General features: G+C 73.0%; 23 protein-coding genes and 1 pseudogene. 15 read left to right on the forward strand and 9 right to left on the reverse strand.

The features are described 5' to 3' along the window. Positions 1-23: 23 nt before the first annotated feature. Entirely contained in the window at positions 24-1217 is a 1194-nt protein-coding gene (locus ACFVSN_RS35450; RefSeq protein WP_387957580.1) for an RtcB family protein, read from the forward strand. A 45-nt stretch (positions 1218-1262) separates the two neighbouring features. On the opposite strand, the gene ACFVSN_RS35455 is transcribed toward ACFVSN_RS35450, so the two are convergent. After that, on the reverse strand, positions 1263-2075 hold the full coding sequence (locus ACFVSN_RS35455) for an LAGLIDADG family homing endonuclease (protein ID WP_387957582.1): 813 nt from the start codon (positions 2073-2075) through the stop codon (positions 1263-1265). A 144-nt stretch (positions 2076-2219) separates the two neighbouring features. Further along, positions 2220-2501, reverse strand: coding sequence for an HPr family phosphocarrier protein (locus tag ACFVSN_RS35460; RefSeq protein WP_359964780.1), 282 nt, complete (start codon positions 2499-2501; stop codon positions 2220-2222). Between the two features lie 229 nt (positions 2502-2730). Here ACFVSN_RS35460 and ACFVSN_RS35465 point away from each other — a divergent pair, with 229 nt between their 5' ends. The 4 genes from ACFVSN_RS35465 to ACFVSN_RS35480 all read left to right on the forward strand — a co-directional run bounded on the left by ACFVSN_RS35465 (position 2731) and on the right by ACFVSN_RS35480 (position 8382). Then, entirely contained in the window at positions 2731-5580 is a 2850-nt protein-coding gene (locus tag ACFVSN_RS35465; RefSeq protein WP_387957584.1) for a GNAT family N-acetyltransferase, read from the forward strand. 92 nt (positions 5581-5672) lie between these two features. Further along, positions 5673-6272: a DUF5998 family protein gene (locus ACFVSN_RS35470; RefSeq protein ID WP_380439548.1), complete on the forward strand. Its 600-nt coding sequence runs from the start codon at positions 5673-5675 to the stop codon at positions 6270-6272. 177 nt (positions 6273-6449) lie between these two features. Further along, positions 6450-7637 carry an alkaline phosphatase family protein gene (locus ACFVSN_RS35475; protein WP_380439550.1) on the forward strand — a complete coding sequence of 396 codons (1188 nt, stop codon included), beginning with the start codon at positions 6450-6452 and terminating at the stop codon, positions 7635-7637. Positions 7638-7725: 88 nt separating this feature from the next. Beyond that, positions 7726-8382, forward strand: coding sequence for a thymidine kinase (locus ACFVSN_RS35480; RefSeq protein ID WP_380439552.1), 657 nt, complete (start codon positions 7726-7728; stop codon positions 8380-8382). A 22-nt stretch (positions 8383-8404) separates the two neighbouring features. Here ACFVSN_RS35480 and ACFVSN_RS35485 read toward each other — a convergent pair whose 3' ends face one another. Further along, positions 8405-9145 (reverse strand): VOC family protein, encoded by a 741-nt coding sequence (locus ACFVSN_RS35485; RefSeq protein WP_380497529.1) that lies wholly within the window; start codon positions 9143-9145, stop codon positions 8405-8407. 165 nt (positions 9146-9310) lie between these two features. Between ACFVSN_RS35485 and ACFVSN_RS35490 the strand changes: the two genes are divergently transcribed. Next, positions 9311-10186, forward strand: a complete 876-nt coding sequence (locus ACFVSN_RS35490) for a sulfurtransferase (protein ID WP_387957586.1) — start codon at positions 9311-9313, stop codon at positions 10184-10186. 70 nt (positions 10187-10256) lie between these two features. Here the strand turns inward: ACFVSN_RS35490 and sepH are convergent, their stop codons facing one another. The 4 genes from sepH to ACFVSN_RS35510 all read right to left on the reverse strand — a co-directional run bounded on the left by sepH (position 10257) and on the right by ACFVSN_RS35510 (position 15433). Beyond that, on the reverse strand, positions 10257-11324 hold the full coding sequence (sepH, locus tag ACFVSN_RS35495; RefSeq protein WP_380439556.1) for a septation protein SepH: 1068 nt from the start codon (positions 11322-11324) through the stop codon (positions 10257-10259). A gap of 648 nt (positions 11325-11972) precedes the next feature. Beyond that, positions 11973-12581, reverse strand: a complete 609-nt coding sequence (locus tag ACFVSN_RS35500; protein WP_380439558.1) for a hypothetical protein — start codon at positions 12579-12581, stop codon at positions 11973-11975. A 138-nt stretch (positions 12582-12719) separates the two neighbouring features. Continuing rightward, positions 12720-14042 (reverse strand): D-arabinono-1,4-lactone oxidase, encoded by a 1323-nt coding sequence (locus tag ACFVSN_RS35505; RefSeq protein WP_387957589.1) that lies wholly within the window; start codon positions 14040-14042, stop codon positions 12720-12722. Between the two features lie 134 nt (positions 14043-14176). After that, a complete protein-coding gene (locus ACFVSN_RS35510; RefSeq protein ID WP_380439562.1) occupies positions 14177-15433 on the reverse strand; it encodes an MFS transporter in 1257 nt (418 codons plus the stop codon). A 130-nt stretch (positions 15434-15563) separates the two neighbouring features. Between ACFVSN_RS35510 and ACFVSN_RS35515 the strand changes: the two genes are divergently transcribed. Together ACFVSN_RS35515 and ACFVSN_RS35520 are read left to right on the forward strand one after the other, a co-directional pair. After that, positions 15564-16706: a ferrochelatase gene (locus tag ACFVSN_RS35515; RefSeq protein WP_380439564.1), complete on the forward strand. Its 1143-nt coding sequence runs from the start codon at positions 15564-15566 to the stop codon at positions 16704-16706. Positions 16707-16721: 15 nt separating this feature from the next. Then, the gene (locus ACFVSN_RS35520; RefSeq protein ID WP_380497519.1) at positions 16722-17546 is read left to right on the forward strand and encodes an inositol monophosphatase family protein; all 825 of its coding nucleotides are present in this window, start codon (positions 16722-16724) and stop codon (positions 17544-17546) included. A gap of 197 nt (positions 17547-17743) precedes the next feature. Here ACFVSN_RS35520 and ACFVSN_RS35525 read toward each other — a convergent pair whose 3' ends face one another. After that, positions 17744-17929, reverse strand: a complete 186-nt coding sequence (locus ACFVSN_RS35525; protein WP_030057688.1) for a hypothetical protein — start codon at positions 17927-17929, stop codon at positions 17744-17746. 443 nt (positions 17930-18372) lie between these two features. On the opposite strand from ACFVSN_RS35525, the gene ACFVSN_RS35530 reads away from it, so the two are divergent. The 4 genes from ACFVSN_RS35530 to ACFVSN_RS35545 all read left to right on the forward strand — a co-directional run bounded on the left by ACFVSN_RS35530 (position 18373) and on the right by ACFVSN_RS35545 (position 22514). Beyond that, entirely contained in the window at positions 18373-19026 is a 654-nt protein-coding gene (locus ACFVSN_RS35530; RefSeq protein WP_097235981.1) for a response regulator transcription factor, read from the forward strand. 80 nt (positions 19027-19106) lie between these two features. After that, positions 19107-20426 carry a sensor histidine kinase gene (locus ACFVSN_RS35535; protein ID WP_387957592.1) on the forward strand — a complete coding sequence of 440 codons (1320 nt, stop codon included), beginning with the start codon at positions 19107-19109 and terminating at the stop codon, positions 20424-20426. A gap of 264 nt (positions 20427-20690) precedes the next feature. Beyond that, positions 20691-21671: an acyl-ACP desaturase gene (locus ACFVSN_RS35540; protein ID WP_380439571.1), complete on the forward strand. Its 981-nt coding sequence runs from the start codon at positions 20691-20693 to the stop codon at positions 21669-21671. A gap of 543 nt (positions 21672-22214) precedes the next feature. After that, positions 22215-22514, forward strand: a complete 300-nt coding sequence (locus ACFVSN_RS35545; RefSeq protein ID WP_329924615.1) for a DUF4193 domain-containing protein — start codon at positions 22215-22217, stop codon at positions 22512-22514. A gap of 183 nt (positions 22515-22697) precedes the next feature. On the opposite strand, the gene ACFVSN_RS35550 is transcribed toward ACFVSN_RS35545, so the two are convergent. Then, entirely contained in the window at positions 22698-23147 is a 450-nt protein-coding gene (locus ACFVSN_RS35550; protein WP_359964755.1) for a DUF3093 domain-containing protein, read from the reverse strand. A gap of 132 nt (positions 23148-23279) precedes the next feature. Here ACFVSN_RS35550 and ACFVSN_RS35555 point away from each other — a divergent pair, with 132 nt between their 5' ends. From ACFVSN_RS35555 to ACFVSN_RS35565, 3 genes and pseudogenes are all read left to right on the forward strand, one after another. Further along, entirely contained in the window at positions 23280-23909 is a 630-nt protein-coding gene (locus tag ACFVSN_RS35555) for a PaaI family thioesterase (RefSeq protein ID WP_380439573.1), read from the forward strand. Then, positions 23906-24437 (forward strand): annotated as a pseudogene (gene dut, locus ACFVSN_RS35560) (dUTP diphosphatase). Before ACFVSN_RS35555 ends, dut begins: the two are co-directional and overlap by 4 nt. Before the next feature lie 2 nt (positions 24438-24439). Next, positions 24440-25243, forward strand: a complete 804-nt coding sequence (locus ACFVSN_RS35565) for a DUF3710 domain-containing protein (protein WP_380439575.1) — start codon at positions 24440-24442, stop codon at positions 25241-25243. Positions 25244-25434: the final 191 nt, after the last annotated feature.

Here is a 25434-nt window from a genome sequence, read left to right on the forward strand (position 1 = left end):
GCGACCTTGGAGGTCGAACACCCATGTCGTACACCGAAGTGCCCGGAATCCGGGTCCCCATCCGGATGTGGACCGACCCGGCCACCGTCGAGGGCGAGGCCATGCAGCAGCTGCGCAACATCAGCTCCCTGCCCTGGCTCCACGGCCTCGCCGTCATGCCCGACGTCCACCTGGGCAAGGGCGCGACGGTCGGCTCCGTCATCGCCATGAAGGGCGCCGTCTGCCCGGCGGCGGTCGGCGTGGACATCGGCTGCGGAATGAGCGCGGTGAAGACCTCCCTCACCGCCAAGGACCTCCCGGACGACCTGTCCCGCCTCCGCTCCAAGATCGAGCAGGCCATCCCGGTCGGCCGCGGCCTCCACACCGACCCGGTCGACCCGCGCAAGCTCCACGGCTTCGCGACGGCGGGGTGGGACGACTTCTGGCAGCGGTTCGACGGTGTGGCGGATTCGGTCAAATGGCGTCGCGAACGTGCCATGCAGCAGATGGGAACGCTCGGCTCGGGGAATCATCATACGGAACTATGCTTGGATGATAGTGGTGCCATCTGGCTGACTCTGCATTCCGGATCACGGGGAATCGGCAAGGAGTTGGCAGATCATCACATGGGCGTTGCGCGCTCGCTTCCGCACAACCAGGGCCTCGTCGACCGCGACCTGGCGGTGTTCATCGCGCAGACCCCGCAGATGTCCGCCTACCGCAATGACCTGTTCTGGGCGCAGGAGTACGCCTCGTACAACCGCTCGATCATGATGGCGCTCCTCAAGGACGTCGTACGCCGCGAGTTCCCGAAGGCGAAGGTCGCCTTCGAGGACGAGATCAGCTGCCACCACAACTACGTGGCGGAGGAGCGGTATGACGGTTTGGACCTGCTGGTGACCCGCAAGGGCGCGATCCGGGCTCAGACCGGCGACTACGGGATTATCCCGGGATCCATGGCCACCGGTTCGTACATCGTGCGTGGACTGGGCAACGAGGCGTCGTTCAACTCGGCTTCGCACGGCGCGGGTCGGAAGATGAGTCGAAACGCCGCGAAGAAGCGGTTCACCACGCAGGACTTGATCGAACAGACCAAGGGCGTGGAATGCCGTAAGGACAGCGGCGTGGTGGACGAGATCCCGGGCGCCTACAAGTCGATCGAGAAGGTCATGGCCCAGCAGACCGATCTGGTTGAGCCGATCGCCCACCTCATGCAGGTCGTCTGCGTGAAGGGGTGAGCAGTCTCAGATGAGAGGGCCCCCGACAACGTCGGGGGCCCTCCGTCATCGCTGCGGGAAGACTCGTGGACGTTTGGGACCGACGAGCCGCCAGTGACGGATCTTGCAGCTCTTAAGCGTCCGGTCCAGCCGCTTGGCCGCCAGCTCCATGCTGGCTGCGGTGAGGATCACCTCGTCCTCCTCCGGGGTCCAACTGCGCCGGGGTGGAGCGAAGCCCATCGTCGGCGGGCGTACCCAGCTGCTGGCCCGATCGGCGCTGGCCTTCTTCCGAGGCAGCGCGAGGCAGCCCGGGTAGTACAGGTCGGCAGCCAGGGCCACGGCAGCCTCGTTGAGGAAGAGGACGTTGTAGATGCTGTCGCGCTTGTTGCGGTTGAGCCTGCGCCGGGCACCGCAGAGGCGCTCTGCGTAGCCGGCGGTGAAGACCGCCATGGCGTCGCTCTTGGTCGTGAGGCTGACGAACGGAAGATCCTGGGCGGTACGTCCCACCGAGCCGTCCGCGTCGATCAGACCCCGCAGGTAATCGCGCTCGGAGAACGGAACGGTTGGCGGCGCCACGATCTCGGACTTGCGCCCGACCGGCAGGCCCAGCGCCTGCAGTTCCTCGCGGAACTCACGGGCGCACACGGTCCACATCACCGACGTGTGGTCCGCCTTGAAGTTCGTGGTGCGGGTCCGGTAGCGGATGCTGCTGTTGAACGGGCAGAGGCGCTGGAACTCCTCCAGGATCGGGGCGTCCCGCGCGGAGAGCTCCACGGCGAGCCGGCCCTTGTTGCCGACTCCCTGGGTGAGGTGACCGTCCGCCTGGATGAAGGCGAACATGTAGGCGTGCTCGGGTCGTTCGAGGTCGAAGAACGTCATGCGGCGAGCATGTGTGCGAACGAATGCTCGCAAGGGGCGATCGCTCACCAGTTCGCCGAAAGGTGTGGATGCGACCGAATCCGTGAACGCAAAGCGCCCGGCAGTGCTAAATGCACTGCCGGGCGCTGTGGCGATCCAGCCCGCTCAGGCGGCGGCGGGGAGTTCTTCGAGGCCTTCGGCGACGAGCTTGGCGAGGCGGTCGAGGGCCTCGTCGGCGTTCTCGGCGTCGGTGGCGAGGATGACCTCTTCGCCGCCCTGGGCGCCGAGGGCGAGCAGGCCGAGCATGGAGGCGGCGTTGACGGGGTTGCCGCCGGGCTTGGCGATGGTGATCGGCACGCCGGTGGCCGTCACGGCCCGGACGAAGATGGAGGCGGGACGGGCGTGCAGGCCCTCGGCCCAACCGATGGTGACGCGGCGCTCGGCCATGAGACGTGCCTTTCCGGTGAAGCTGGTCACGGCCGTGCTCGGGGAAGCGGCCATGTTGTCTAGACCAGTGTTGCACGCAGTCGACCCCGGCGAGCCGCCGCGTTCGGGAGTTGTGATTGTTTCTTTTCGGGGCATTTTCCTGGCATAAGGCCCGGCCAGTGGCCCTGTCCACCCTGCCGCGCGTGCACGCCGGGCGCCATTCGGCCCGCCGCCGGATAACCTGACGATCGTGGACGACTCCGCGGCGGCGCAGCACCCAGGGCATCCGGACTATCCGCAGCACTGGGAGGCCGACATCCTGCTGCGCGACGGCGGCACGGCCCGGATCCGGCCGATCACTCCCGCCGATGCCGGGCGGCTGGTGGAGTTCTACGAGCAGGTCTCGGACCAGTCGAAGTACTTCCGTTTCTTCGCGCCCTATCCGAAGCTCTCGGAGAAGGACGTCCGCCGGTTCACGCACCACGACTTCGTGAACCGGGTGGCGCTGGCCGTGGTGGTCCGGGACCGTTTCATCGCGACGGTGCGGTACGACCGGATCGATGCCGAGGGCCGTCCGTCGGACTCCGGGACGGATGCCGAGGTGGCGTTCCTGGTGCAGGACGCGCATCAGGGCCGCGGGGTGGCGTCGGCGCTGCTGGAGCACATCGCGGCGGTGGCGCAGGAGCGGGGGATCCGTCGTTTCCAGGCGGAGGTGCTGCCGGAGAACCGGAAGATGGTGAAGGTCTTCACGGACGCCGGCTACACGCAGCACCGGAGTTTCGCGGACGGTGTGGTGCACCTGGAGTTCGACCTGGAGCAGACGGACCGCTCGCTGGCGGTGATGCGGGCGCGGGAGCATCGTGCGGAGGCGCGTTCGGTGCAGCGGCTGCTCACGCCGCGTTCGGTGGCGGTGATCGGGGTTTCGCGCAATCCGCAGACGGTGGGGCGGGCGCTGCTGCGGGATCTGCTGGGCGGTTTCGACGCCGAGTTCGAGAGCAAGCGCGGGGACGGGGAGGCCTTGCGTCCCGTGTACGCGGTGAACCGCAAGGCTCCGGCGGGGACGGAGCTGGACGGTGTCCCGGTGTACCGCTCGATCCGGGACGTCCCGGGGCCGGTGGACCTGGCCGTGATCGCCGTCCCCGAGAGTGCGGTGCCGGCGACGGTCGCCGAGTGCGGCGCCCATGGGGTGCAGGGCCTGGTCGTGGTGACGGCGGGGTACGCGGAGACGGGCCCGGAGGGCCGTGACCGCCAGCGGGCGCTGGTGCGGCAGGCCCGTGCGGCGGGGATGCGGGTGGTCGGTCCGAACGCCTTCGGTCTGATCAGCACGGATCCCGGGCAGCCGTTGAACGCCTCGTTGGCGCCGCACCTGCCGCGGCGCGGCGGTTTCGGGATCTTCTGCCAGTCCGGGGCGATCGGGGTGGCGCTCCTGGAGGCCGCGCACCGCCGGGGGCTCGGCGTCTCGTCGTTCGCGTCGGTCGGCAACCGGTCCGACGTGTCCGGGAACGACTTCCTGCAGTACTGGGCGGAGGACGACGCGACCGAGGTGGTGCTGCTCTACCTGGAGTCGTTCGGCAATCCGCGCAAGTTCACCCGGATCGCCCGCCGTCTGGCCGCGGCGAAGCCGGTGGTCGTCGTGAAGGGTGCGCGCCACACCGGGAGCCTGCCGCCGGGCCACGCCGTGCCGGCCACGGCGACGGGGTTGCGCGACGCGACGGTGGACGCGCTGTTCGAGCAGGCCGGGGTCACCCGGGTGGAGACGATCACCGAGTTGTACGACACCGGTGAGCTGCTGGTCCAGCAGCCGCTGCCGCCGGGGGACCGGGTCGCCGTGGTCGGCAATTCGGACTCGCTGGGCCTGCTGACGTACGACGCCTGCCTGAGCGCGGGCCTGCGCCCCCGTACGCCCGTGGACCTGACCACCGGTGCGACCGGTGAGAACTTCCGGATCGCGCTGGACGTCGCCCTGTCCGATCCCGCCGTGGACGCCGTGATCGCCGTCGCGATCCCGCCGATCGGCACGTCCGCGCACGCGTTCATGGGCGGCCGGCTGGCCGGTCCGGAGGATCCGGAGATGGGTTCGGACGATCCGGAGATCGCCACGGCGCTGCTCGAAGCCGGTGAGCGGGCGCGGGAGTTGGGCAAGCCGCTGGTGCTGGCGCACCTGGCGCTGACCGATCTGCCGCTGCGGCTGCGTCCGGGCGGCATCCCGGCGTTCGCGGCGCCGGAGCGTGCGGTGCGGGCCCTCGCCCACGCCGTGCACTACGGGCAGTGGCGGCGCCGGATGGCGGAGGCGGAGGAGACGGCCCGGGTGCCGGAGCTGGACCGGATCGACGAGCCGGGGGCCCGCGTGCTGGTGGACGCGGCGCTGAACACCCGCGCGGCGATTGCGGCCCGTACCCAGCCGGGCGGCGCCCGGATCACGCTGCCCGACGCGGAGACCCGCGCGCTGCTGGCCCACTACGGCATCGACGTCTCGCCGACCCTGCCCGCCCCGGACGAGGGGACGGCGGTGCGGGCGGCGTCGGCGCTGGGTTACCCGGTGGCGCTGAAGGCGACCGCCCCGCACCTGCGCCACCGCCCCGACCTGGGCAGCGTCCGCCTGGACCTGACCGGCGAGCCGGGCCTGCGCCGGGCCCACCGCGAGCTGGACGCCCTGCTCGGCGGGGCGGCGCAGGCCGAGCTGGTGGTGCAGCGGCTGGCGCCGCGCGGGGTGGACACCGTGATCGGCGCCACGGTCGACCCGGCGGTGGGCGCGATCCTGTCCTTCGGTCTGGCGGGGGCGCCGGCCGAACTGCTGGGCGATGTCGCGCACCGGCTGGTTCCGGCCACCGATCAGGATGTCGCCGGGCTGATCCGGGAGGTGCGGGCGGCTCCGCTGCTGTTCGGCTGGCGGGGTGCGGAGGCGGTGGACACGGGCGCGCTGGAGGAGCTGCTGCTGCGGGTGTCGCGGCTGGTGGACGATCTGCCGGAGGTCGCGTCGGTGGATCTCGAACCGGTGGTCGTGGCCCCGCACGGGCTGGCGATCCTGGGGGCGCGGGTGCGCATCGCGCCCCTGCCCGTCCGCAGTGATCTGGGCCCGCGCGCCATGAGCAGCCTGTAACCTTCCTTGGTTGCGCCTGCCCGTGGGCGCTGTTGTCCGAAGCTCGGCGCCGCGCCGCCCGCTTCGTCGGCGGACCATGCCAGGATGGAGTTATGGCGAAGACCGGTACCACCACCACTCAGGACCTGCGCTCGGCGATCGAGCGCAGTGGCTACTACCCGGCCCTGGTGTCCGAAGCGGTGGAGTCCGCGGTTGGCCCGGAGCCGATCAGCTCGTACCTGGTGCACCAGGAGACGACGTTCGACGCCAACGAGGTGCGCCGGCACGTCACCGTGCTGGTGCTGACCCCGACCCGGTTCGTGGTGAGCCACACCGACGAGCAGACCGGGGACGCCGCCGGCCCGTCGGTGCCGCTGGCGACGACGTCGACGGAGAGCGTCCGGCTGGACCGGATCGGTTCGGTCGTGGTGAGCCGGATGGTGGCGAACCCGGAGACGTACACGCCGGGCACGTTGCCGCGCGAGGTCGTGCTGACGATCGGCTGGGGCGCGGTGCAGCGGCTGGACCTGGAGCCGGCGGGCTGCTCGGACCCGAACTGCGAGGCGGACCACGGCTACACGGGTTCGGCGACGGCTGACGACCTGTCACTGCGGGTGAGCGAGGCCGGCGACGGTCCGGAGACGGTCGCGCAGGCGCTGGTGTTCGCCCGGGCGCTGTCGGACGCGACGGTCAGCAACGGCCCGCGGGCCTGAGCCCCGCCCCCGCCCGACCGCCCGCGTAGAACGACCGCCCGCGCAGGACGACTGCTCACGCAGGACGACTGCTCGCGTAGAACGACCGCCCGCGTAGAACGACCGCCCGCCTGGAACGACTGCCCGCTCAGGACGACTGCCGCCCACCGCGCCGCCGACCGCCACGAAACCGGATCCATGTCTTTCGCACCTTCCGACGGCTACGACGCCTTCGAGATCCTCGATCCCGCCACCGCCCCCGCTCCCGCCTACGGCAGCGGTTCGCTCTGCGACCTGCTGCCCTCGGTCGCGGCGGGGCTGGGTGTCGAGGGCTTCTCGGCGACGCTGCCGATCGCCCCGGCCGACCGCGTGGTGGTGTTCCTGGTCGACGGCCTCGGCTGGGAGCTGCTGCTGCGCCACCCCGAGTACGCGCCGTTCCTGTCCTCGCTGGCGGGCAGTTCGATGGGCGGCTCGGGCCGTCCGCTGACGGCCGGGTTCCCGTCGACGACGGCGACCTCGCTGGCGTCGGTGGGCACCGGCACCCCGCCGGGGCAGCACGGTCTGGCCGGTTACACGGTGGCGGTCCCCGGTGCCGGGTACCTGATGAACCAGCTGCGCTGGCAGCCGCCGACCGACCCGGCGGCCTGGCAGCCCTACCCGACGGTCTTCGAGCGGACGCACGCGGCCGGGGTGGCGACGGCGCAGGTGTCGTCCCCGCTGTTCGCGCAGACCCCGCTGACCAGGGTGGCGCTGTCCGGCGGCACGTTCATGGGCCGGACCACCGGCGAGGAGCGGATGGACCGGGCCGCGGCCTGGCTGGCCGAGCACGACCGGGCGCTGGTGTACACGTACGTCAGTGAGCTGGACGGCGCGGGCCACCGCTTCGGCGTGGACTCGGACGAGTGGCGGATGACCCTGGACGCGGTGGACCGGCTGGCCCGCCGGCTGGCCGAGCGGCTGCCGCCGCGCTCGGCGATGTACGTCACGGCCGACCACGGCATGATCGACATCGCGCCGGAGGACCGGATCGACTTCGACGAGGACTGGGAGCTCGGCGCGGGCGTGGCCCTGCTGGGGGGCGAGGGCCGGGCCCGGCACGTGTACGCGGTGCCGGGGGCCGCGGCGGACGTGTACACGGTCTGGAGCGAGGTGCTCGGCGACCGGATGTGGGTGGCGACCAGGGACGAGGCGATCGCGGCGGGCTGGTTCGGCCCGGTCGTGGACGAGCGCGTGTACGCGCGGATCGGCGACGTGGTCGCCGCGGCCCGGGACGACGTCGCGATCATCGCCTCCCGCAACGAGCCCGGCGAGTCGGCGATGATCGGACTGCACGGCTCGATGACCCCGGTCGAGCAGTTCGTGCCGCTGCTCGAAGTGCGCGCCTGAGCCGTGCCGCCGATGTCGTCCGCAGCGCCGCTGCCACCGCTTCCTCGGTGCCCGAACTCCCCTGATGTGAAAGGCCTTTGCTCCACCCATGGCTGAACTGGTGTTCTTCTCGGGCACGATGGACTGCGGCAAGTCGACGCTGGCGCTGCAGATGGACCACAACCACACCGCCCGCGGCCGGCAGGGGGTCATCCTGACCCGCCACGACCGGGCCGGCGCGGCGACCATCTCCAGCCGGCTCGGCCTGCGCGCCGAGGCGGTCGAGGTGACCGACGACTTCGACTTCCACGCGCACGTGGTGCAGCGGCTGTCGGCCGGCGGCCGGGTGGACTACCTGATCTGCGACGAGGCCCAGTTCTTCGCGGCCGGGCAGGTCGACCAGCTGGCCCGGGTGGTGGACGAACTCGACATCGACGTCTACACGTTCGGGATCACGACGGACTTCCGCACCCGGCTCTTCCCGGGCTCGCAGCGGCTGATCGAGCTGGCCGACCGGGTCGAGGTGCTGCAGGTGGAGGCGCTGTGCTGGTGCGGCGCGCGGGCCACCCACAACGCGCGGACGGTCGGCGGCGTGATGGTCGTCGAGGGCGCGCAGGTCGTGATCGGCGACATTTCGGTGAAGGAGGACGAGGTGGGCTACGAGGTGCTGTGCCGCCGGCACCACCGCCGTCGCCTGACCGCGGCGACCGCCCGTGCCTCGGTGCTCTCCCCGGACGTGCTCCCCTTCGAGCAGTCCCAGTCGTGAGGCCGGTCCCGGGCCGTCGTTCCTAGCGGGGTTCCAGGACGGAGAAGTGCCCGCCCTGCGGGTCGGCCAGCCGGGCGGCCCGGCCGCGCGCGGTGTCGTGCGGCTCGACCAGGACCCGGCCGCCGAGTTCGGTGGCGCGCCGGGCGGTGAGCGCGGCGTCGCGGACGGCGAAGTGGATCCGCCAGCGGGGCGGGTGGCCGCGCAGTTCGGCGCCGTGCCGGATGCCGGCGACCGGCCGGCCCTGCACGAGCAGCGCGGATTCGTCGGCGCCGGGCCGGAGGGTGCGGCCGAGGACGGTGGCGTAGAACGCGGCGGAGCCCTCGGCGTCGGTGGTGAGCAGTTCGGCCCACGCGGGGCCGCCGGGTTCGGGTCCGGCCTCGCGGCCGACGTGCTCCTCGCCCTGCCACAGGCCGAAGACGGCGCCGGAGACGTCGGCGGCGATGGCCATCCGTCCGGCGCGTTCGGCCTGGAGGGGCCCGACGGCGACGGTGCCGCCGCACTCGCGCACGAGCTGGGCGGCGGAGTCGGCGCTGTCCACGGCGAAGTAGGTGGTCCACTGCACCGGGAAGCCGGTGGCGCTGGAGACACCGAGGCCGGCGACCGGTTCGCCGTCGAGTTCGGCCCGGACGTAGTCGCCGAGTTGGGCCGGCCCGGGGGAGTAGCTCCAGCCGAGCAGGTCGCCGTAGAACGCTCGGGCGCCGGCCAGGTCGTCGGTCAGCAGGCTGACCCAGCAGGGCGTGCCCTGGGCGAGCCGGAGTTTCACCGCGGGCAATGCGGGCCTCCTCACGGGCGGTTGGCGCACGGAATTCGCGCACGCGAGGGTGATGCTTCCACTCCGGCGCGCGACCAACCCTTCGGCCGCGCGGAAATTCCGGCAAAGACCGCACAAAGAGCGGCGGTTCGGCCGCGCTGCGCGACAATGGCCCGCATGACCACCTACAACGACGGTTCCCCGCTGATCTCCGCGGCCGGGCTGCGGGAGGCGCTCGCCTCGTCGCGTCCGCCGGTGCTGCTGGACGTGCGCTACCAGCTGGTCGGTGCGGCCGCGGGCGGCCCGACGGCCGCGGAGGAGTACCGGGCCGGACACCTGCCGGGGGCGCACTTCGTCGACCTGGACCGGGACCTCGCGGCCGCGCCCGGCGCTCCCGGCCAGGGGGGCCGCCACCCCCTGCCGGACCTGGAGGAGTTCGGCGCCGCGATGCGCCGCTTCGGTGTCTGCGCCGACCGTCCGGTCGTGGTGTACGACGGCGGGCCCTCGCTGTCGGCGGCCCGCGCCTGGTGGCTGCTGCGCTGGGCCGGGCACCGCGACGTGCGGGTGCTGGACGGCGGTTACACGGCGTGGTCGGCGGCCGGGCTTCCGGTGACGGCCGAGGTGCCGGCGGAGGAGGAGGGCGACTTCAAGCCCGTCCCGGGCAAGATGCCGACGATCGACGGGGACGGCGCGGCGGCGTGGGCGCGTAGCGGCCTGCTGCTGGACGCCCGGTCGGGAGAGCGCTACCGGGGCGAGACGGAGCCGGTCGACCCGCGCGCGGGGCACGTCCCGGGCGCGGTGTCGGCGCCGACCACCGAGAACGTCGGTGCGGACGGGCGGTTCCGGCCGGCCGCGGAGCTGGCCGAGCGGTTCCGCGCGCTGGGCGCGGGGGAGCGGGAGACGGCCGTGTACTGCGGGTCGGGGGTGACGGCGGCGCACCAGGTCCTGGCGCTGGAGGTGGCGGGCGTGCCGGCCACGCTGTACCCGGGGTCGTGGAGCGAGTGGTCGAGCGACGCGAGCCGTCCGGTGGCGGTCACGGAGCAGCCGGGCTGAGCACCCCGCGCCCGCGGGTGCACGGAAGGGGCGGGAGGCCGAAGCCTCCCGCCCCTTCTCGCGTGGACGGTTATTCCTGCTTCTTGCGCCGGCTGCCGAAGACGATCTCGTCCCAGCTGGGCACGGTGGCCCGGCGGCCGGGCCGGACGCCGTCCGCCTCGGCCTGCCGGTCGGTGGTGCCGACCAGGCGCTCGCGGTGCGGGGCGACGGCGCGCGGCATCAGGATGTCGGCGTACGCGGAGCCGGCGCCGACGGCGGGTGCCGCGGCGGCGGCCGGTTCCTCGGTCTCCTCGGCGACCTCGGCGGGTACCGGTTCGACCGGGGCGGGTCCGACGGCGAGGTCGCCGCGGAAGGCGGGGACGACGTCGAGCAGGCTGGTGAGCGAGTCCCGGCCCTCGGCCGCGGCCTCGCGCGCCTCGCGGGCGGACATGATGCGGTCGGCGGAGGGGCGGTCGATCATCGGGCGGGGCGGCCGGTCCTGGGGGAGCCGGGCGATCCGCGGGATGAACGGGAAGACCGAGTCCTCCTCGCGCTCGACGGTCTCGCCGATCAGCGCGCGGGCCTCGTCGTCGTTGGGCGTGACGAGGCGCCGGGGCGGGTCGTACGTCCAGGAAGCGCTGCGGCCCTCGCCGTCGGAGCGGTAGGAGAGGATGACCTCCCACGTGCCGTCGTCGCGCCGCCAGGAGTCCCAGCGCTCGGTCTCCTTCTCGGCGCCGCGCAGCGCGAGCCGTTCGGCGACGGCCTCGCCGAGCTGGGGGCCGGGGGACTCGCCGTTGCGGCGGATGGCGGTCTTGCGGGCGCGCTCGGCCATGAAGGCGCGTTCGGCGAGGACGGGTCCCTCGAAGCGGCGGACCCGGTCGACGGAGATGCCGGCGGCCTGGGCGACCTCCTCGGCGGAGGCACCGGCTCGTATCCGCGCCTGGATGTCGCGGGGGCGGAGGTGGCTCTCGACCTCGATCTCGATCTGGCCGAGGCGCGGGCGGTCGCCGCGGATGGCGGCGCGCAGCCGCTCGTCGATGGGGAGGGTGTACTCCGTGCTGTCGGCAGCCTTGAGCACCAGCCGTGTGCCGTCGTTGCTGACGGCCACAACCCGCAGTTCGGGCACGGTTACCTCCCGGGTGGTGCCTGCCGACGTCACCTGCGTCGCTGCTCCCGTACTGAGTGTGGCCTGCCCACTCGCGACTGGCCACAACCTTGCTGAGTTCCCCGGCGTGTCGGGCTCACGCCCGTCCACACCGCTGTGGCACGGTTGCCTTTTTGCCACGTCATCCGTCGACGTCGCGCCTGGGTGTCCCGGCCGTCCTCGCACGCGGAGTGTTCGCGACGATCCGGGACCGGCGTCGCCGTGCGTGCCTGTGTCGTGGCTCTTCGTCAAGTTGCCGTGGTACTGGCAGTCGACAAGTCGACCCAAGGCTCAGGCTTTACGAACAGTACTCCATTCGTGGCATCCGGAGGGGCGGCTCGCCGCTCAAGTCTCCCGCGATTCACGGGAATCTCAAGAGCGCGCGCCCCGGGCGGCGGACCGCTGCCGGATGGACGGTGATCATCTTCACACAATCGCGGAGGGAAGAACCGGATTTTCGTCCCTTGTGTCCTTCTTTGGGCAAGATGGAGTGACTTGTTCGAAGAACAGTCGTACGGACCGAGGGATGTCGATGCCGGAGCGGGAGCCCGTCGAGGAGGGCGGGAAGGACGAGCGCAGGCGGATCGATCTGAGTGTGGCTCAGGTCGTGGCGAGCGCGCTGGCCGCGGTGGCGGGGGCCTTGTTGGCGTCCGAACTCGGCGTCTACGGCACGATCATGGGCGCGGCGGTGGTGAGCGTCGGGGCCACCACGGGCGGTGCGCTGTTCCAGCACCTCTTCAGGCGCACCGGCGAGCAACTGCGCGAGGCGGTGGACCGCGGGCCGAACCAGACGGTGAACGGGCTGCGCCAGGTGCCGGCGGACGACGTGGCTCCGGTGGAGCCGCGGGTGCCGGTGATCTCGTCGGAGTGGAACGAGCCGCAGGTGGTCCGGGCGCGCCGGCGGTGGACGTGGCGGACGTACGCGGCGGTGTCGGGGCTGGTGTTCGTGCTGGCGATGACGCCGATCGTGGCGTTCGAGATGGTCACCGGGCAGCCGGTGTCGGCGACGGTGACCGGGCAGACGGGCAACGGCACGTCGTTCGGCGGCAGCGTGGGCACGGATCCGAAGCCGCCGGCCGGCGATCCGACGGGCCGGCCGTCCGGTGGCGGGCACGGGCCGGGCGCGACGCCGTCGGGCGGTGCGTCGGAGCCGGCGACGTCGAGGCCGCGGCCGGAGCCGAGCGGCAGCCCGAGCGGGTCGCCGACCTCGGGCGGGTCGCCGTCCCCGACACCGACGCCGACCCCGGACCCGAGCCCGAGCGGGACGCCCACCTCCGGCGCGTCCCCGTCGGCGGGCGGTGGCGGGAAGCCGACCGGCGGGACGACTCCGCAGCCGCCCGCGCCGAGCCGGGCCCCGGCGTCGGAGGCCCCGGCGCCCGCCGCCGGAACCCCGGCGGGCCAGGGCGTGTCCTAGTCGCCGAGGACCCGGCGCAGGTACGGGTTGGCGAACAGGCGGCCGGGGTCGACCTCGTCGCGCAGGGCGGTGAAGTCGCCGAAGTGCGGGTAGACCCCGGCGAGGTACTCGGCGTCGCGGGTGTGCAGCTTGCCCCAGTGGGGGCGGCCCTCGTGGGCGGCCATCAGCTGTTCGACGCCGGTGAAGTAGCCCTGGTCGCGGGTGCCCCGGTAGAGGTGGACGGCGATGTAGGCGCTGTCGCGGCCGGAGGCGGTGGAGAGCCAGAGGTCGTCGGCGGGGGCGAAGCGGACCTCCACCGGGAAGCTGATCCGCCAGTCGGACCGTTCGATGAGCGCCTTCAGCTCGCGCAGCACGTCGGCGACGGCGGCGCGCGGCACGGCGTACTCCATCTCGACGAAGCGGACCTTGCGCGGGCTGGTGAACACCTTGTGCGAGGTGTCGGTGTAGCTGCGGTCGGACCACGCGCGGCTGGCCAGCGAGGCGATGGCGGGGATGCTGCCGGGGAAGCGGCGGCCGACCCGGCAGGCGCCCTCCCACACGGTGTTGGAGAGGAAGTCGTCCTCCAGCCAGCCCTTGAACCGGGGCAGCGGGGCGGCCGGGCCCTGGCTGCGGTTGTTGCGCTTGGTGCTGCAGCGGTCGGTGTGCGGGAACCAGTAGAACTCGAAGTGCTCGTTGACGGCGGTGAGGTCGTCGAGGCGGTCGAGGACCTCGTCGAAGCGCATCGGCTGCTCGTGGGCGGTGAGCAGGAAGGACGGCTCGACGCCGAAGGTGAGCGCGGTGATCACGCCGAGCGCGCCGAGGCCGAGCCGGGCGCCCTGGAAGAGCCGCGGGTTCTCGGTGGGCGAGCAGCGGTGGACCGTGCCGTCGGCGAGGACGATCTCCAGGGCGCGGATCTGCGCGGCGAGCGAGCCGGAGTCGCGGCCGGTGCCGTGGGTGCCGGTGCTGGTGGCGCCGGCGACGGTCTGGACCTCGATGTCGCCCATGTTGGTGAGCGAGAGGCCCTCGGCGGCGAGGAGCCGGTTGAGCCGGTGCAGCGGGAGGCCGGATTCGACGGTGACGGTGCCGGCCTCGCGGTCGATCCCGCGGACGGCGGTGAGCGCGTGCGGGCGGATCTGGACGCCGTCGCCGGCGGAGGCGATCGCGGTGAAGGAGTGGCCGGAGCCGACGGCCTTGACGGTGCGGCCCTGTTCGGCGGCGCGCCGGATCTCCCTGGCCAGTTCCTCCGCGGTGCCGGGCGTCGCGGCCCGGGCGGGCCGGGCGCTCTGGTTGCCGGCCCAGTTGGTCCAGCGGACGGCGGTCGCGGTACTGGCCTGGGGCATGTGCTGACTCCTGCTCCGTGGCCGACGGGGTCGGCGGGGTCCGGGCGGTGGGGGCCGCCGGTGGGGCCTGTGCACGGGGCCGCGCGGGCCCCTACCCGCGGGTAGGCCCGCGAGTAGGGAGGAGATTAGTCAGTTCACCGTCCGAGGTCTACGGGTTCGACGGCGGGCGCCCCGGGCTCGGCCGCGGGCAGGCCGGCCCGCAGGGTGCGCAGGCCGACGAGGGCGACCAGGACGCCGAACACGCCGGCGACCAGCGGCACCCAGTAGCCGGCGGCGGCGCCGGAGGCGTCCACCACCCAGCCGCCGGCCGAGGAGCCGAGGGCGACGCCGAGCGCGAGCCCGGTGGTGGTCCAGGCCATGCCCTCGGTGAGCTGGGCGGCCGGGACGAGCCGTTCGACCAGGGCCATCGCGGAGATCAGGGTGGGCGAGATGGCGACGCCGGCGAGCAGCAGGACGGCGCCGGTGGCGAGCAGCCCGCCGAGGCCCTGCACCGCCTCGGCGACGAGCAGCACCGGGATCATGGTGAGCGCCATCATCACGACGCCGACGACGAAACGATTCGCCAGGGGGCTGGTGGGCTTGAGCGCGCCGTAGACCATGCCGGCCAGGCCGGAGCCGAGTGCCCACACGGCGAGGACGGTGCCGGCGAGGCCCTCGTGGTCCTGGGCCCGGGCGAAGGCGACGGTGACGATCTCGACCGAGCCGAAGATCGCCCCGGTGGCGATGAAGGTGAGCACCAGCACGACCAGGCCGGGGTTGAGGATCGCGCTGCGGCCGCTGCGCCCGGCGGCCGGGTGGACCGGCGGCTCGGTGCGCCGCTGGGCGGTGAACAGGACGATCCCGACGGTGAGCGCGAGGCCGGCGGCGAGCAGGCCGGACTCGGGGAAGACGTTGGTGGCCAGGCTGACGGCGAGGATCGGGCCCACCATGAAGCAGAACTCGTCGACCACCGCCTCGAAGGAGTACGCGGTGTGCAGCCGGGCGGGCTTGTCCCGGTAGAGGTGGGCCCAGCGGGCGCGGACCATGGCGCCCGCGCTGGGCATGGCGCCCATGCCGACGGCGAAGAAGAAGAGCGTCCAGTCCGGGGCGTCGAAGTGGGCGCAGAGCAGCAGTCCGGTCGCCGCGGCGATGGTGAACGCGGCGGCGGGCAGCGCGACGCGGCGCTGGCCGTGCCGGTCGACGAGCCAGGAGACGGCCGGTCCGAGCACCGCGGCGGCGATCGCCAGGGTCGCCGAGACGAGGCCCGCCACCCCGAAGGAGCCGCGCTGCTGGGACAGCATGGTCACGATGCCGATGCCGGTCATCGAGATCGGCAGGCGGGCGATGAACCCGGCGGAGGAGAAGGCCAGCGTGCCGGGGGCGGCGAATATCTGGCGGTAGCTGGACAGCACGCGGAAGCTCCGGGGAGGTAAGGAACAAGGCGGTTGAACACAGCTTACGTATGTTGGCAAACGGTATTTTCCGGGCTCTCCGCGCCGCCCCGCCGACGGGCCCCGGCCCCTCAATGGCAGGATCGGTGCCATGTCCGACGCGCGCAAACCCTCCCTCTCCGGCGCCGCTCCCTACGACGCCCTCCTGCTGCTCTCCTTCGGCGGCCCCGAGGCCCCCGAGGACGTCGTGCCGTTCCTGGAGAACGTCACCCGCGGCAGGGGAATCCCGAAGGAACGGCTGAAGGAGGTGGGCAAGCACTACTTCATGTTCGGCGGGGTCAGTCCGATCAACGGGCAGAACCGCGAGCTGCTGGCCGCGCTGCGCAAGGACTTCGCCGACCACGGCCTGGACCTGCCGGTCTACTGGGGCAACCGCAACTGGGCGCCCTACCTGACCGACACCCTGCGCGAGATGGCCGCCGACGGTCACCGTCGGATCGCCGTCCTCGCCACCAGCGCCTACGCCGGCTACTCCGGCTGCCGCCAGTACCGCGAGAACCTCGCCGATGCGCTCGCCGTCCTCGCCGACGAGGGCGGCCCCGAGCTGCGCGTCGACAAGCTCCGGCACTTCTACAACCACCCGGGCTTCGTCGGCCCGATGGCCGAGGCCACCGTCGCCGCCCTGGAGCGGCTGCCCGCCGGCGTGCGGGACGGCGCCCGGCTGGCGTTCACCACCCACTCCATCCCCGACGCGATGGCCGAGACCTCCGGCGCCCCGGACGACCCGGCCCGCGGTGAGTCCGGCGGTGCGTACGTCGCCCAGCACCTGGACGTCGCGCGGCTGGTCGTCGAGGCCGTCGCCGAGCGCACCGGCGTCGCCGGCCGGCCGTGGGAGCTCGTCTACCAGAGCCGCAGCGGGGCCCCGCACATCCCGTGGCTGGAGCCGGACATCTGCGACCACCTGGAGGCCCAGCACGCCGATGGCGCGCCGGCCGTCGTGATGGTCCCGATCGGGTTCGTCTCCGACCACATGGAGGTCAAGTACGACCTCGACACCGAGGCCGTCGCCAAGGCCGCCGAGCTCGGCCTGCCGGTGGCCCGGGCGGCCACCGTCGGCGCCGACCCCCGGTTCACCGCCGCCGTGCGCGAGCTGGTCCTGGAGCGGGCCGCCACCGAGCGTGGCGAGGACGTCACCCGCTGCGCTCTCGGGGCGCTCGGGCCCAGCCACGACGTGTGCGCGGTGGCCTGCTGCCCCAACCCGCGCGCCCCCCGCCCGGCCGCCGCCGAGCGCTGACCCGTACCGGAGGAGATGCCCGTGTCCAGCCCCGCCCTGCCCGACGCCCGGCTGCTCGACGACCTGCTCGACGTGGCCCTGGACGCCGCCCGCCGGGCGGGCGCCCTGCTGCGCGACGCCCGGCCCGCCGACCTGGGTGTGGCCGGCACCAAGAGCAGCCCGGTCGACGTGGTCACCGAGATGGACCTCGCCTCCGAGAAGCTCGTCGTGGAGCTGATCGCCGAGCGCCGTCCGCAGGACGGCTACCTCGGCGAGGAGGGCGCCGACCGGCCCGGCACCAGCGGGGTGCGCTGGGTCGTCGACCCGCTCGACGGCACGGTCAACTACCTGTACGGGCTGCCCTCGTGGGCGGTGAGCGTGGCCGCCGAGGTGGACGGCCGGGCGGTCGTCGGCGTCGTCCACGCACCGGCCCGCGGCGAGCTGTTCCACGCCGTCGTCGGCCGCGGCGCCCGCCTCGACGGCGCGCCGATCTCCGCCCGCCCGGCCCCGCCGTGGGGGCAGGCGCTGATCGGCACCGGCTTCAACTACGTCGAGGCGGTGCGGGTCCGGCAGGCCGAGGTGCTGCTGGCCCTGATGCCCGAGGTGCGGGACATCCGCCGGGGCGGCGCCGCCGCGGTGGACCTGTGCGACGTCGCCGCCGGGCGCCTGGACGGCTACTACGAGCGCGGCCTGGCCCCCTGGGACCGCGCCGCGGGCTGCCTGATCGCCACCGAGGCAGGTGCCCTGACCGGCGGACGGCCCGGACACGGCCCGGACGGCCGGCTCACCGTCGCCGCCGCACCCGGCGTGTACGAGCCGCTCCAGGAGCGCCTGGCCGCGCTGCGCGCCTGGGCGGATTGAGCGCTTCACCGGACGTTCGCCCCTGGGACACGTCATGTCCCGGGGGCAAATCTTTGCCCCCGCAGGCGCGGGTTCCTCCCGGGCCGGGCAAACGAAGAGCCCTGGCATACGGGGGATGCCAGGGCCTGGGGTTTCGCACGGCCCCCGCAGGGCCGCTGGTGCCGGAGGACCGGCGTCGGGTCAGGTGCTGCGAAGCGTCACGCGGCGGTGCGGTGGCGCTCGAGCACGGTGTCCACGCCGTGCTCGGCGGCGAGTCGGCGGAGGTCGTCCAGCTCGGACTGCTCCACCTCGGCGAGGAACTCGTCCCCGGCCTCGATCGCGCGGTGCAGGTCCTGCTCGGCGTTGGCTATGCGCTGCAGGATTCCGGCCTTGAAGGCGTCCATACGGGCCCCCTTACTGTGTCGGACGTGCACGGTCGTGCGTTCTCCGCCCTGAGGTGGTCCGGTCGACGGAAGCGCCCGGGCCGGCGGGTCTGCTGCTCCGGTCGGGCGCGGAGACGGCCTCGGCCGCTCCCGGTGACGTCCCATGCCCCAGGGCCGGCGCGGATGAACGCACGGCGGGTGGGTGCGACCGGCCAAGGGCCAGATCGCGGGTGTGCAGCTGTCCTCCCCGCCCCGGCGGCCGGGAAACCTGCCCGGCCGAGAAAGTTGCCCGTGTCACAGTCCAATCGGACTGCTCCGGATGCGAACCGTGACCGGCGGGGAGCCGGGCGAACCCTGCCCGAGGGGCAGCTTATCGCTGCTTTACCGAAGGACCAGGCAGGATGGAGACACGTTCGGAGCCGTGCGTCCGCTTCCGGGGCCGGCCTGGAGAAGGGACAACGACCGTGCGGGTTCTCGTCGTCGAGGACGAGCAGCTGCTCGCCGAGGCCGTCGCAACCGGCCTGCGCCGCGAGGCGATGGCCGTCGACGTGGTGTACGACGGGGAGGCCGCGCTCCAGCGCATCGCGGTCAACGACTACGACGTCGTGGTGCTCGACCGGGACCTGCCGCTCGTCCACGGCGACGACGTCTGCCGCAAGGTGGTCGAACAGGGCCTGGCCACCAGGGTCATCATGCTGACCGCCTCCGGCGACATCAGCGACCGGGTCGAGGGTCTGGAGATCGGCGCCGACGACTACCTTCCGAAGCCGTTCGCCTTCAGCGAACTCGTGGCCCGGGTAAGGGCGCTGGGCCGCCGCGCGACCGTCCCGCTGCCGCCCGTCCTGGAGCGCGCCGGCATCTCGCTCGACCCCGGCCGCCGCGAGGTCATCCGCGACGGACGCACCGTGCAGCTCGCCCCCAAGGAGTTCGCCGTCCTGGAGGTCCTGATGCGCGCCGGCGGCGCCGTCGTCTCCGCCGAACAGCTCCTGGAGAAGGCCTGGGACGAGCACACCGACCCGTTCACCAACGTCGTGCGCGTCACCGTCATGACGCTGCGCCGCAAGCTCGGCGACCCGCCGGTCATCGTCACCGTGCCCGGCTCCGGCTACCGCATCTGAGCGGAGCCCGCCCCGGATCCCCGGCGGATCCCCCCCACCGACCAGCGCCCGCCCCGGCGGACGCCCCGAGAGGACCCATCATGACCACCCCGCCCCCGGCCGGCGGGCCCTCCGGCGCGCCCGCCGGCGGCCCGCGCGTCGTACCGCCCAAGCCCGCACACCCCCCGCGCGCGCCCCGGCTGCACCAGTCGACGCACGAGAACTACGTCCCCGGCGACGGCATGCTCGCCTGGCTGCCGTTCCGCCCGACCATCCGGATGCGGCTCACCCTGCTCTACGGCGGGATGTTCCTGATGGCGGGCATCGTCCTGCTGCTGGTGATGTACTACTTCGTCCGCCAGGCCCTCCAGGACGCCTCGCTGCCGCACCTCGTGCTCAGCAGCCCGACCGGCAACATCAGCGTCACCACGCCGGACGGCATCACCATCACCAACCAGGCGACGCTGGACCGGTGGCTGGCCAACTACCAGACCGTCCAGTCCAACCAGGCGCTCAACACGCTGCTGCGCAAGTCCCTCACCGTCCTCGTCTGCCTCGCCGTGATCGCCTTCGCGGCCGGCTACGCGATGGCCGGCCGGGTGCTGCGCCCGCTCGGCCGGATCACCCGCACCGCCCGTGACGTCGCCTCCTCCGACCTGCACCGGCGGATCGAGCTGGACGGGCCGGACGACGAGCTCAAGGAGCTCGCCGACACGTTCGACGGCATGCTCGACCGGCTCGACCGCTCGTTCGACTCCCAGCGCCGCTTCGTCGCCAACGCCTCGCACGAGCTGCGCACGCCGCTGGCGATCAACCGGACCCTGCTGGAGGTGCAGCTCTCCGACCCGGCCGCCTCGCCCGACCTCCAACAGCTCGGCAAGACCCTGCTGGCCACCAACGAGCGCAGCGAGCAGCTGGTCGAGGGCCTGCTGCTGCTCGCCCGCAGCGACAACGAGCTCACCGAGCGCCGCCCGGTCGACCTGTCCGAGGTGGCCTCCCGGGCGCTGGAGCAGACCCGCTCGGAGGCCGACAAGCGCGAGGTCGAGCTGCGCTCGACGCTCGATCCGGCCGTGGCCTCGGGCAACGGCGTCCTGCTGGAGCGGATCGCGCTGAACCTGCTGCAGAACGCGGTGCGCTACAACACCGTCGGCGGCTGGGTCGAGCTGACCACGGCCGAGGTGCCGGGCGGCGGCGAGCTGGTCGTCTCGAACACCGGCCCGGTGGTGCCGCAGTACGAGCTGGAGCACATCTTCGAACCGTTCCGCCGGGTCAAGGGCGCCGACCGCACCCGCAGCGACAAGGGGGTCGGGCTCGGCCTGTCCATCGTGCGCTCGGTGGTCCGCGCCCACGGCGGCGCCATCGAGGCCACTCCGCGCCCCGGTGGCGGCCTCACGATGCGGGTGCGCATCCCGGGCCCCTGACCGCGCCCGCGGGCCGCTGCGGGGCCGGTTGCGCCGCCCGTCGCGCCGCCCGCGCCACCGCCCTCCGTAAGCGACCGTTCGAGGCCGCCCCCGCCAGGCCCGTCAAGACGACATAAGGCCAGGCGGGGGCGGCTTGTCTTTTCCGGTCCGGGCAACTTACGGTGTCGTAACCTACGCAACCGTAAGTGTGCCCCTCCGCGCGTCCCCCGACGTGCCCGCCCAACGCGCCCGTCCCGCGCGTGCCGTCCCCCAGGAGCAACCCCCGTGACCATCGCCCCTGTGCAGCGCAGCACCTCGCTCGGATCGAGCGCCTGGACCGACGCCCGGCTGATCCTGGCCCTCGAAGAGGTCGTCGAGAAGGAGCTCAACCGCCACCTCGCGGTGGCCAAGGAGTGGATGCCGCACGAGTTCGTGCCGTGGAGCCAGGGCCGCGACTTCGACGGCGTGCTCGGCGGCGATGCCTGGTCGCTGGAGCAGTCCCAGGTGACGGCGCTCGGCCGGGTCTCCCTCGTGGTCAACCTGCTCACCGAGGACAACCTCCCGAGCTACCACCACGAGATCGCGACGATGTTCGGCCGCGAGGGCGCCTGGGGCACCTGGGTGCACCGCTGGACCGCCGAGGAGGGCCGGCACGGGATAGCCATTCGCGACTTCCTGCTCGCCACCCGGGCCGTCGACCCGGTGGAGCTGGAGCGGGCCCGGATGTCCCACATGTCCGAGGGCTTCGAGTCCGACAACGCGCACAGCATGCTCCACTCGGTGGCCTACGTGGCCTTCCAGGAGCTCGCGACCCGCATCTCGCACCGCAACACCGGCAAGCACGCCGGCGACCCGCTGTGCGACCAGCTGCTGGCGAAGATCGCCAACGACGAGAACCTGCACATGGTCTTCTACCGGAACCTCCTCAAGGCCGCCCTGGAGATCGCCCCGGACCAGGCCATGCGGGCCATCGCCGACGTCGTGACGGACTTCCGGATGCCCGGCCACGGCATCCCGGGCTTCGAGCGCGCCGCCGCGCAGATCGCCATCGGCGGGGTCTACAACCTGCGCATCCACCACGACGACGTGCTGCAGCCGGTGCTCCGCCACCTGCGGGTGATGGAGATCGACGGCCTCGGCGCGGAAGGCCTGATGGCCCAGGACGAGCTCGGCGTCTTCCTCGACGGGCTGGACGAGCAGGCCCGCAAGTTCGAGGAGCGGCAGGCCGCCCTGCTCGCCCGCCGGGCCGCGCGCCGCGCCTCCTAGCACGCCCCTGCGGGCCGACGTCCGCCGGTGCGCCGCCCTCCGGGGCGGCGCACGTTCGCGCGGGTGCTCCCGGGGGCCGCCGGGAGGTTCGGAGTGGGTGGATTTTCCGTGATTTGCCCCGGAAGATTCTGAACGTGACCAAGCTCACACCGTGTCGCTCCGCGACGTCGGCCGAACTCGGAGAGTGATCATGGCGATTCGGGCCCCGATCGCCGTCCGTGACCGGATTTCCGGCCCGGACGCGTGTGCGGGGTTGACGGGCGCCCCTGCTGGGCAAGGGATTCTGCGGGTGCCCGTACGGTCCGCGCTCACTCTGAGTCGCCGCCTGACGGGCTCCGGAGGGGGCCGGAGATGGCCCAGCGTGAGGCCTCCCGCGCCCCGGTGGATCACCCCAACGGACCCCGGGCTGAGTGTCGATTGAGTAACAGGGCTTGAAGTAAGGCAAAATCTCCGCCTCGGGTCGGGCACAAGACCGACCCCCCATGCGTTACGTGCGCTGGAGATACCGCACACACCGCACAACCCGGAGGGGGAGAGCGAAAAATGGCAACGGACTACGACACCCCACGCAAGACCGACGACGACGTCAACGAGGACAGCATCGAGGAGCTCAAGGCTCGGCGGAACGACAAGGGCGGAAGCTCTGTCGACGTCGACGAGTTCGATGCGGCCGAGGGCATGGAGCTCCCCGGCGCCGACCTCTCGAACGAGGAACTCGCCGTTCGCGTCCTGCCCAAGCAGGCCGACGAGTTCACCTGCATGAGCTGCTTCCTCGTGCACCACCGCAGCCAGCTCTACAGCGAGAAGAACGGCAACCCGATCTGCCGGGACTGCGGCGCCTGAGCAGCGCGGCGGACACGGCCCGGCACCCGCGGTCCGCGCGGGGCCGGCACCCAGCCCCTTCCGGCTCCGGGCAGCGGAGCCGGACGGCAGGTCCGGGCAGGACAAAAGTCGTAGGGACGGTCCCGCAGCCGCGGAACCGTCCCTCTTCGTCTTCCGGCGTGCGCCGGTGGCGCGCGCCCTGCGCTACGCCCGCGCGCTCCGGCGGGCCTCCTCCAGCGCCTCCGCCAGCTTCATCGGCGAGCGCGTGGACAGATAGAGGTACGGCGTCGGGTCGGTCGGGTCCGTCACCTCGACCCGCAGCGCCGTCGGGACGTAGCTGCGCAGCAGCATGAAGGCCCGCGGGTCCGCCTTCGGTCCGCGCCAGGCCACCGCCTCGGCCGGGCTCAGCGCGTGCGCGGCGCCCAGGGCGTCCACCGGGATCCGGGCCGGGCCGGCCACCAGGGACCCCTGCACCACGCGGATCCGGGCCGAGCCGTAACTGCTGATCGCGACCGCGCCGACGGCGATCCCGACGACCAGCCCGATCAGTGCGCCCAGCCCGCTGACCCGCAGCAGGATCAACGCGAGCGCGAGCCCGGTCGCGACCGGGAGCAGCCACCAGGAGCGGGGCACGGTGAGGCGTTCGTCGTACATGCCCCCCATTGTGGGCGCCCTCACGGCCGGGCCCGGACGGCACCCCCGCCCGTCGCCGCGTCCGTCCCGCCGTCCGGCGGCCGTCCGCCGCCCCCGCTACCGCCCGGTAGGGCGTCGGTAGGGTGGGGCAGCGTGACCGGTACGACTGCCCCCACGCCCCCCGCCGACCGGTCGGCGCCCGCGACCCCGCCGACCCCGACCACCCCGCCGCCGGACGCCGTGCTGCCCCCGCGGGCCCCCGAGGCGCCCGCCCCCGGCACCCGGCTCGGCTCGCACTACGAGCACTGCTTCGGCTGCGGCCCGCAGCACCCCGGCGGCCTGCGGATCGACGCCGTCGCAGGCGTCGGGCTCGACGTCACCGCCGAGTTCACCGTCCGGGACGTCCACCAGGGCGGTCCCGGCCTCGCCCACGGCGGCGTGCTCACCACGGCCATGGACGAGACCCTCGGCACGCTCAACTGGCTGCTGCACGTCCCCGCCGTCACGGGCCGGCTGGAGACCGACTTCCTGCGCCCCGTCCCGGTCGAATCGGTGCTGCACCTGCGCGCCTGGGTCACCGGCGTGCACGGCCGCAAGATCTACGGCGCCGCCGAGGCGCGGATCGGCGGCCCGGACGGGCCGGTCGCGGTGCGGGCGCAGGCGCTCTTCATCCAGGTGAAGCTGGAACACTTCACCACGCACGGTCGTCCCGAGGACATCGGGAAGGTCCTCGACGACCCCGACCTGATGAAGCGCGCACGAGCCTTTGAGGTGAACCCTTGAGCACCACCAACCAGCCGCTGGACGTCCTGATCCGGCGCATCGACCCCGAGCTGCCGCTGCCCGCGTACGCGCAGCCCGGCGACGCGGGCGCCGACCTGCGCACCACCGTCGACGCCGAGCTGGCGCCCGGCGAGCGGGCGGTCCTGCCGACCGGTGTCGCCATCGCCCTCCCGGACGGCTACGCGGCCTTCGTCCACCCCCGCTCCGGGCTGGCAGCCCGATGCGGAGTTGCGCTCGTGAACGCCCCGGGGACGGTCGATGCCGGGTACCGTGGAGAGATCAAGGTGATCGTCGTCAATCTGGACCCGCGCGAGGGGGTCAGCTTCCGCCGAGGGGACCGGATCGCCCAGCTGGTCATCCAGCAGGTCGAGAAGGCCCGCTTCCACGAGGTGGCCGAGCTGCCTGGGTCGGCACGCGCCGAGGGCGGGTTCGGGTCGACCGGTGGCCACGCCGCGGTCTAGCATGCCCGCGGCCTCGCAGGAAGCCGAGCAGGTATTCGCATCGGTCTTGGACCGGGAAGGACAGTGACCGTGTTCCGTCGTCGCCAGAAGAGCGAGGACGCTGTCGAGCAGCTCGCCGACGACGCCATCAGCGCCGACGAGACGGCCGATGACGTCGAAGGTTCCGCCGAGAGCGAGAACGTGACCGAGCTGGACCCGGCCGACAGGGTCGGCCTGCCGCCGGCCCCGCGGCCGGACGGTCCGTGGGACCACTCCGAGCTGGAGAACCCGGAGGAGGGCCGCGTCGACCTCGGGGGCCTGCTGGTCCCGGGCGTCGAGGGCATGGAGCTCCGTGTCGAGGTGGCCGGTGACGCGATCGTCGCCGCGACCCTCGTCCTCGGCAACAGCGCCGTCCAGCTCCAGGCCTTCGCAGCCCCGAAGTCGGAGGGCATCTGGGGGGAGGTCCGGGAGGAGATCGCCAACGGCATCACCTCGCAGGGCGGCCTCATCGAGGAGGAGGAGGGCCCGCTGGGCTGGCACCTCCGTGCCCAGGTCCCCGTGCAGCTGCCGGACGGCACCCAGGGCGTGCAGCTGGTGCGCTTCGTCGGCTGTGACGGGCCGCGCTGGTTCCTGCGCGGCGTGATCTCCGGTCAGGCGGCGGTGCAGCCGGAGATGGCCGGGATCCTGGAGCAGGTCTTCCGGCAGACGGTCGTCGTGCGCGGCGAGAGCCCGATGGCGCCCCGCGACCCGATCGTCCTGAAGCTCCCCGAGGACGCGCAGATGGTGGCCGACGGCGGCGGGGCAGCCGCTGCCGCCGCCGAGGGCGAGAGCCGCTTCGGCGGCGCCTCCATCGACCCGTTCTCGCGCGGCCCGGAGATCACCGAGGTCCGCTGACCCCGGCTCGACGCCTCGCCGGCCGTTCACCGGCCGTTCGCCGATCGCCCCCTCCCGGACCCCGGGCGGGGGCGATTTGCATGTGGCGCCCCCGGGCCCGTACAGTTCCGGAGTCGCCGCGGGAGACCGGGGCAACGAAAGCGGAAAGCAAATCCGATGAATGAAACTCCGGAAAACGGAGCGGAAAACAT

It is taken from the genome of Kitasatospora sp. NPDC057904, assembly GCF_042887925.1.
In the GTDB taxonomy this organism is placed as follows: domain Bacteria; phylum Actinomycetota; class Actinomycetes; order Streptomycetales; family Streptomycetaceae; genus Kitasatospora.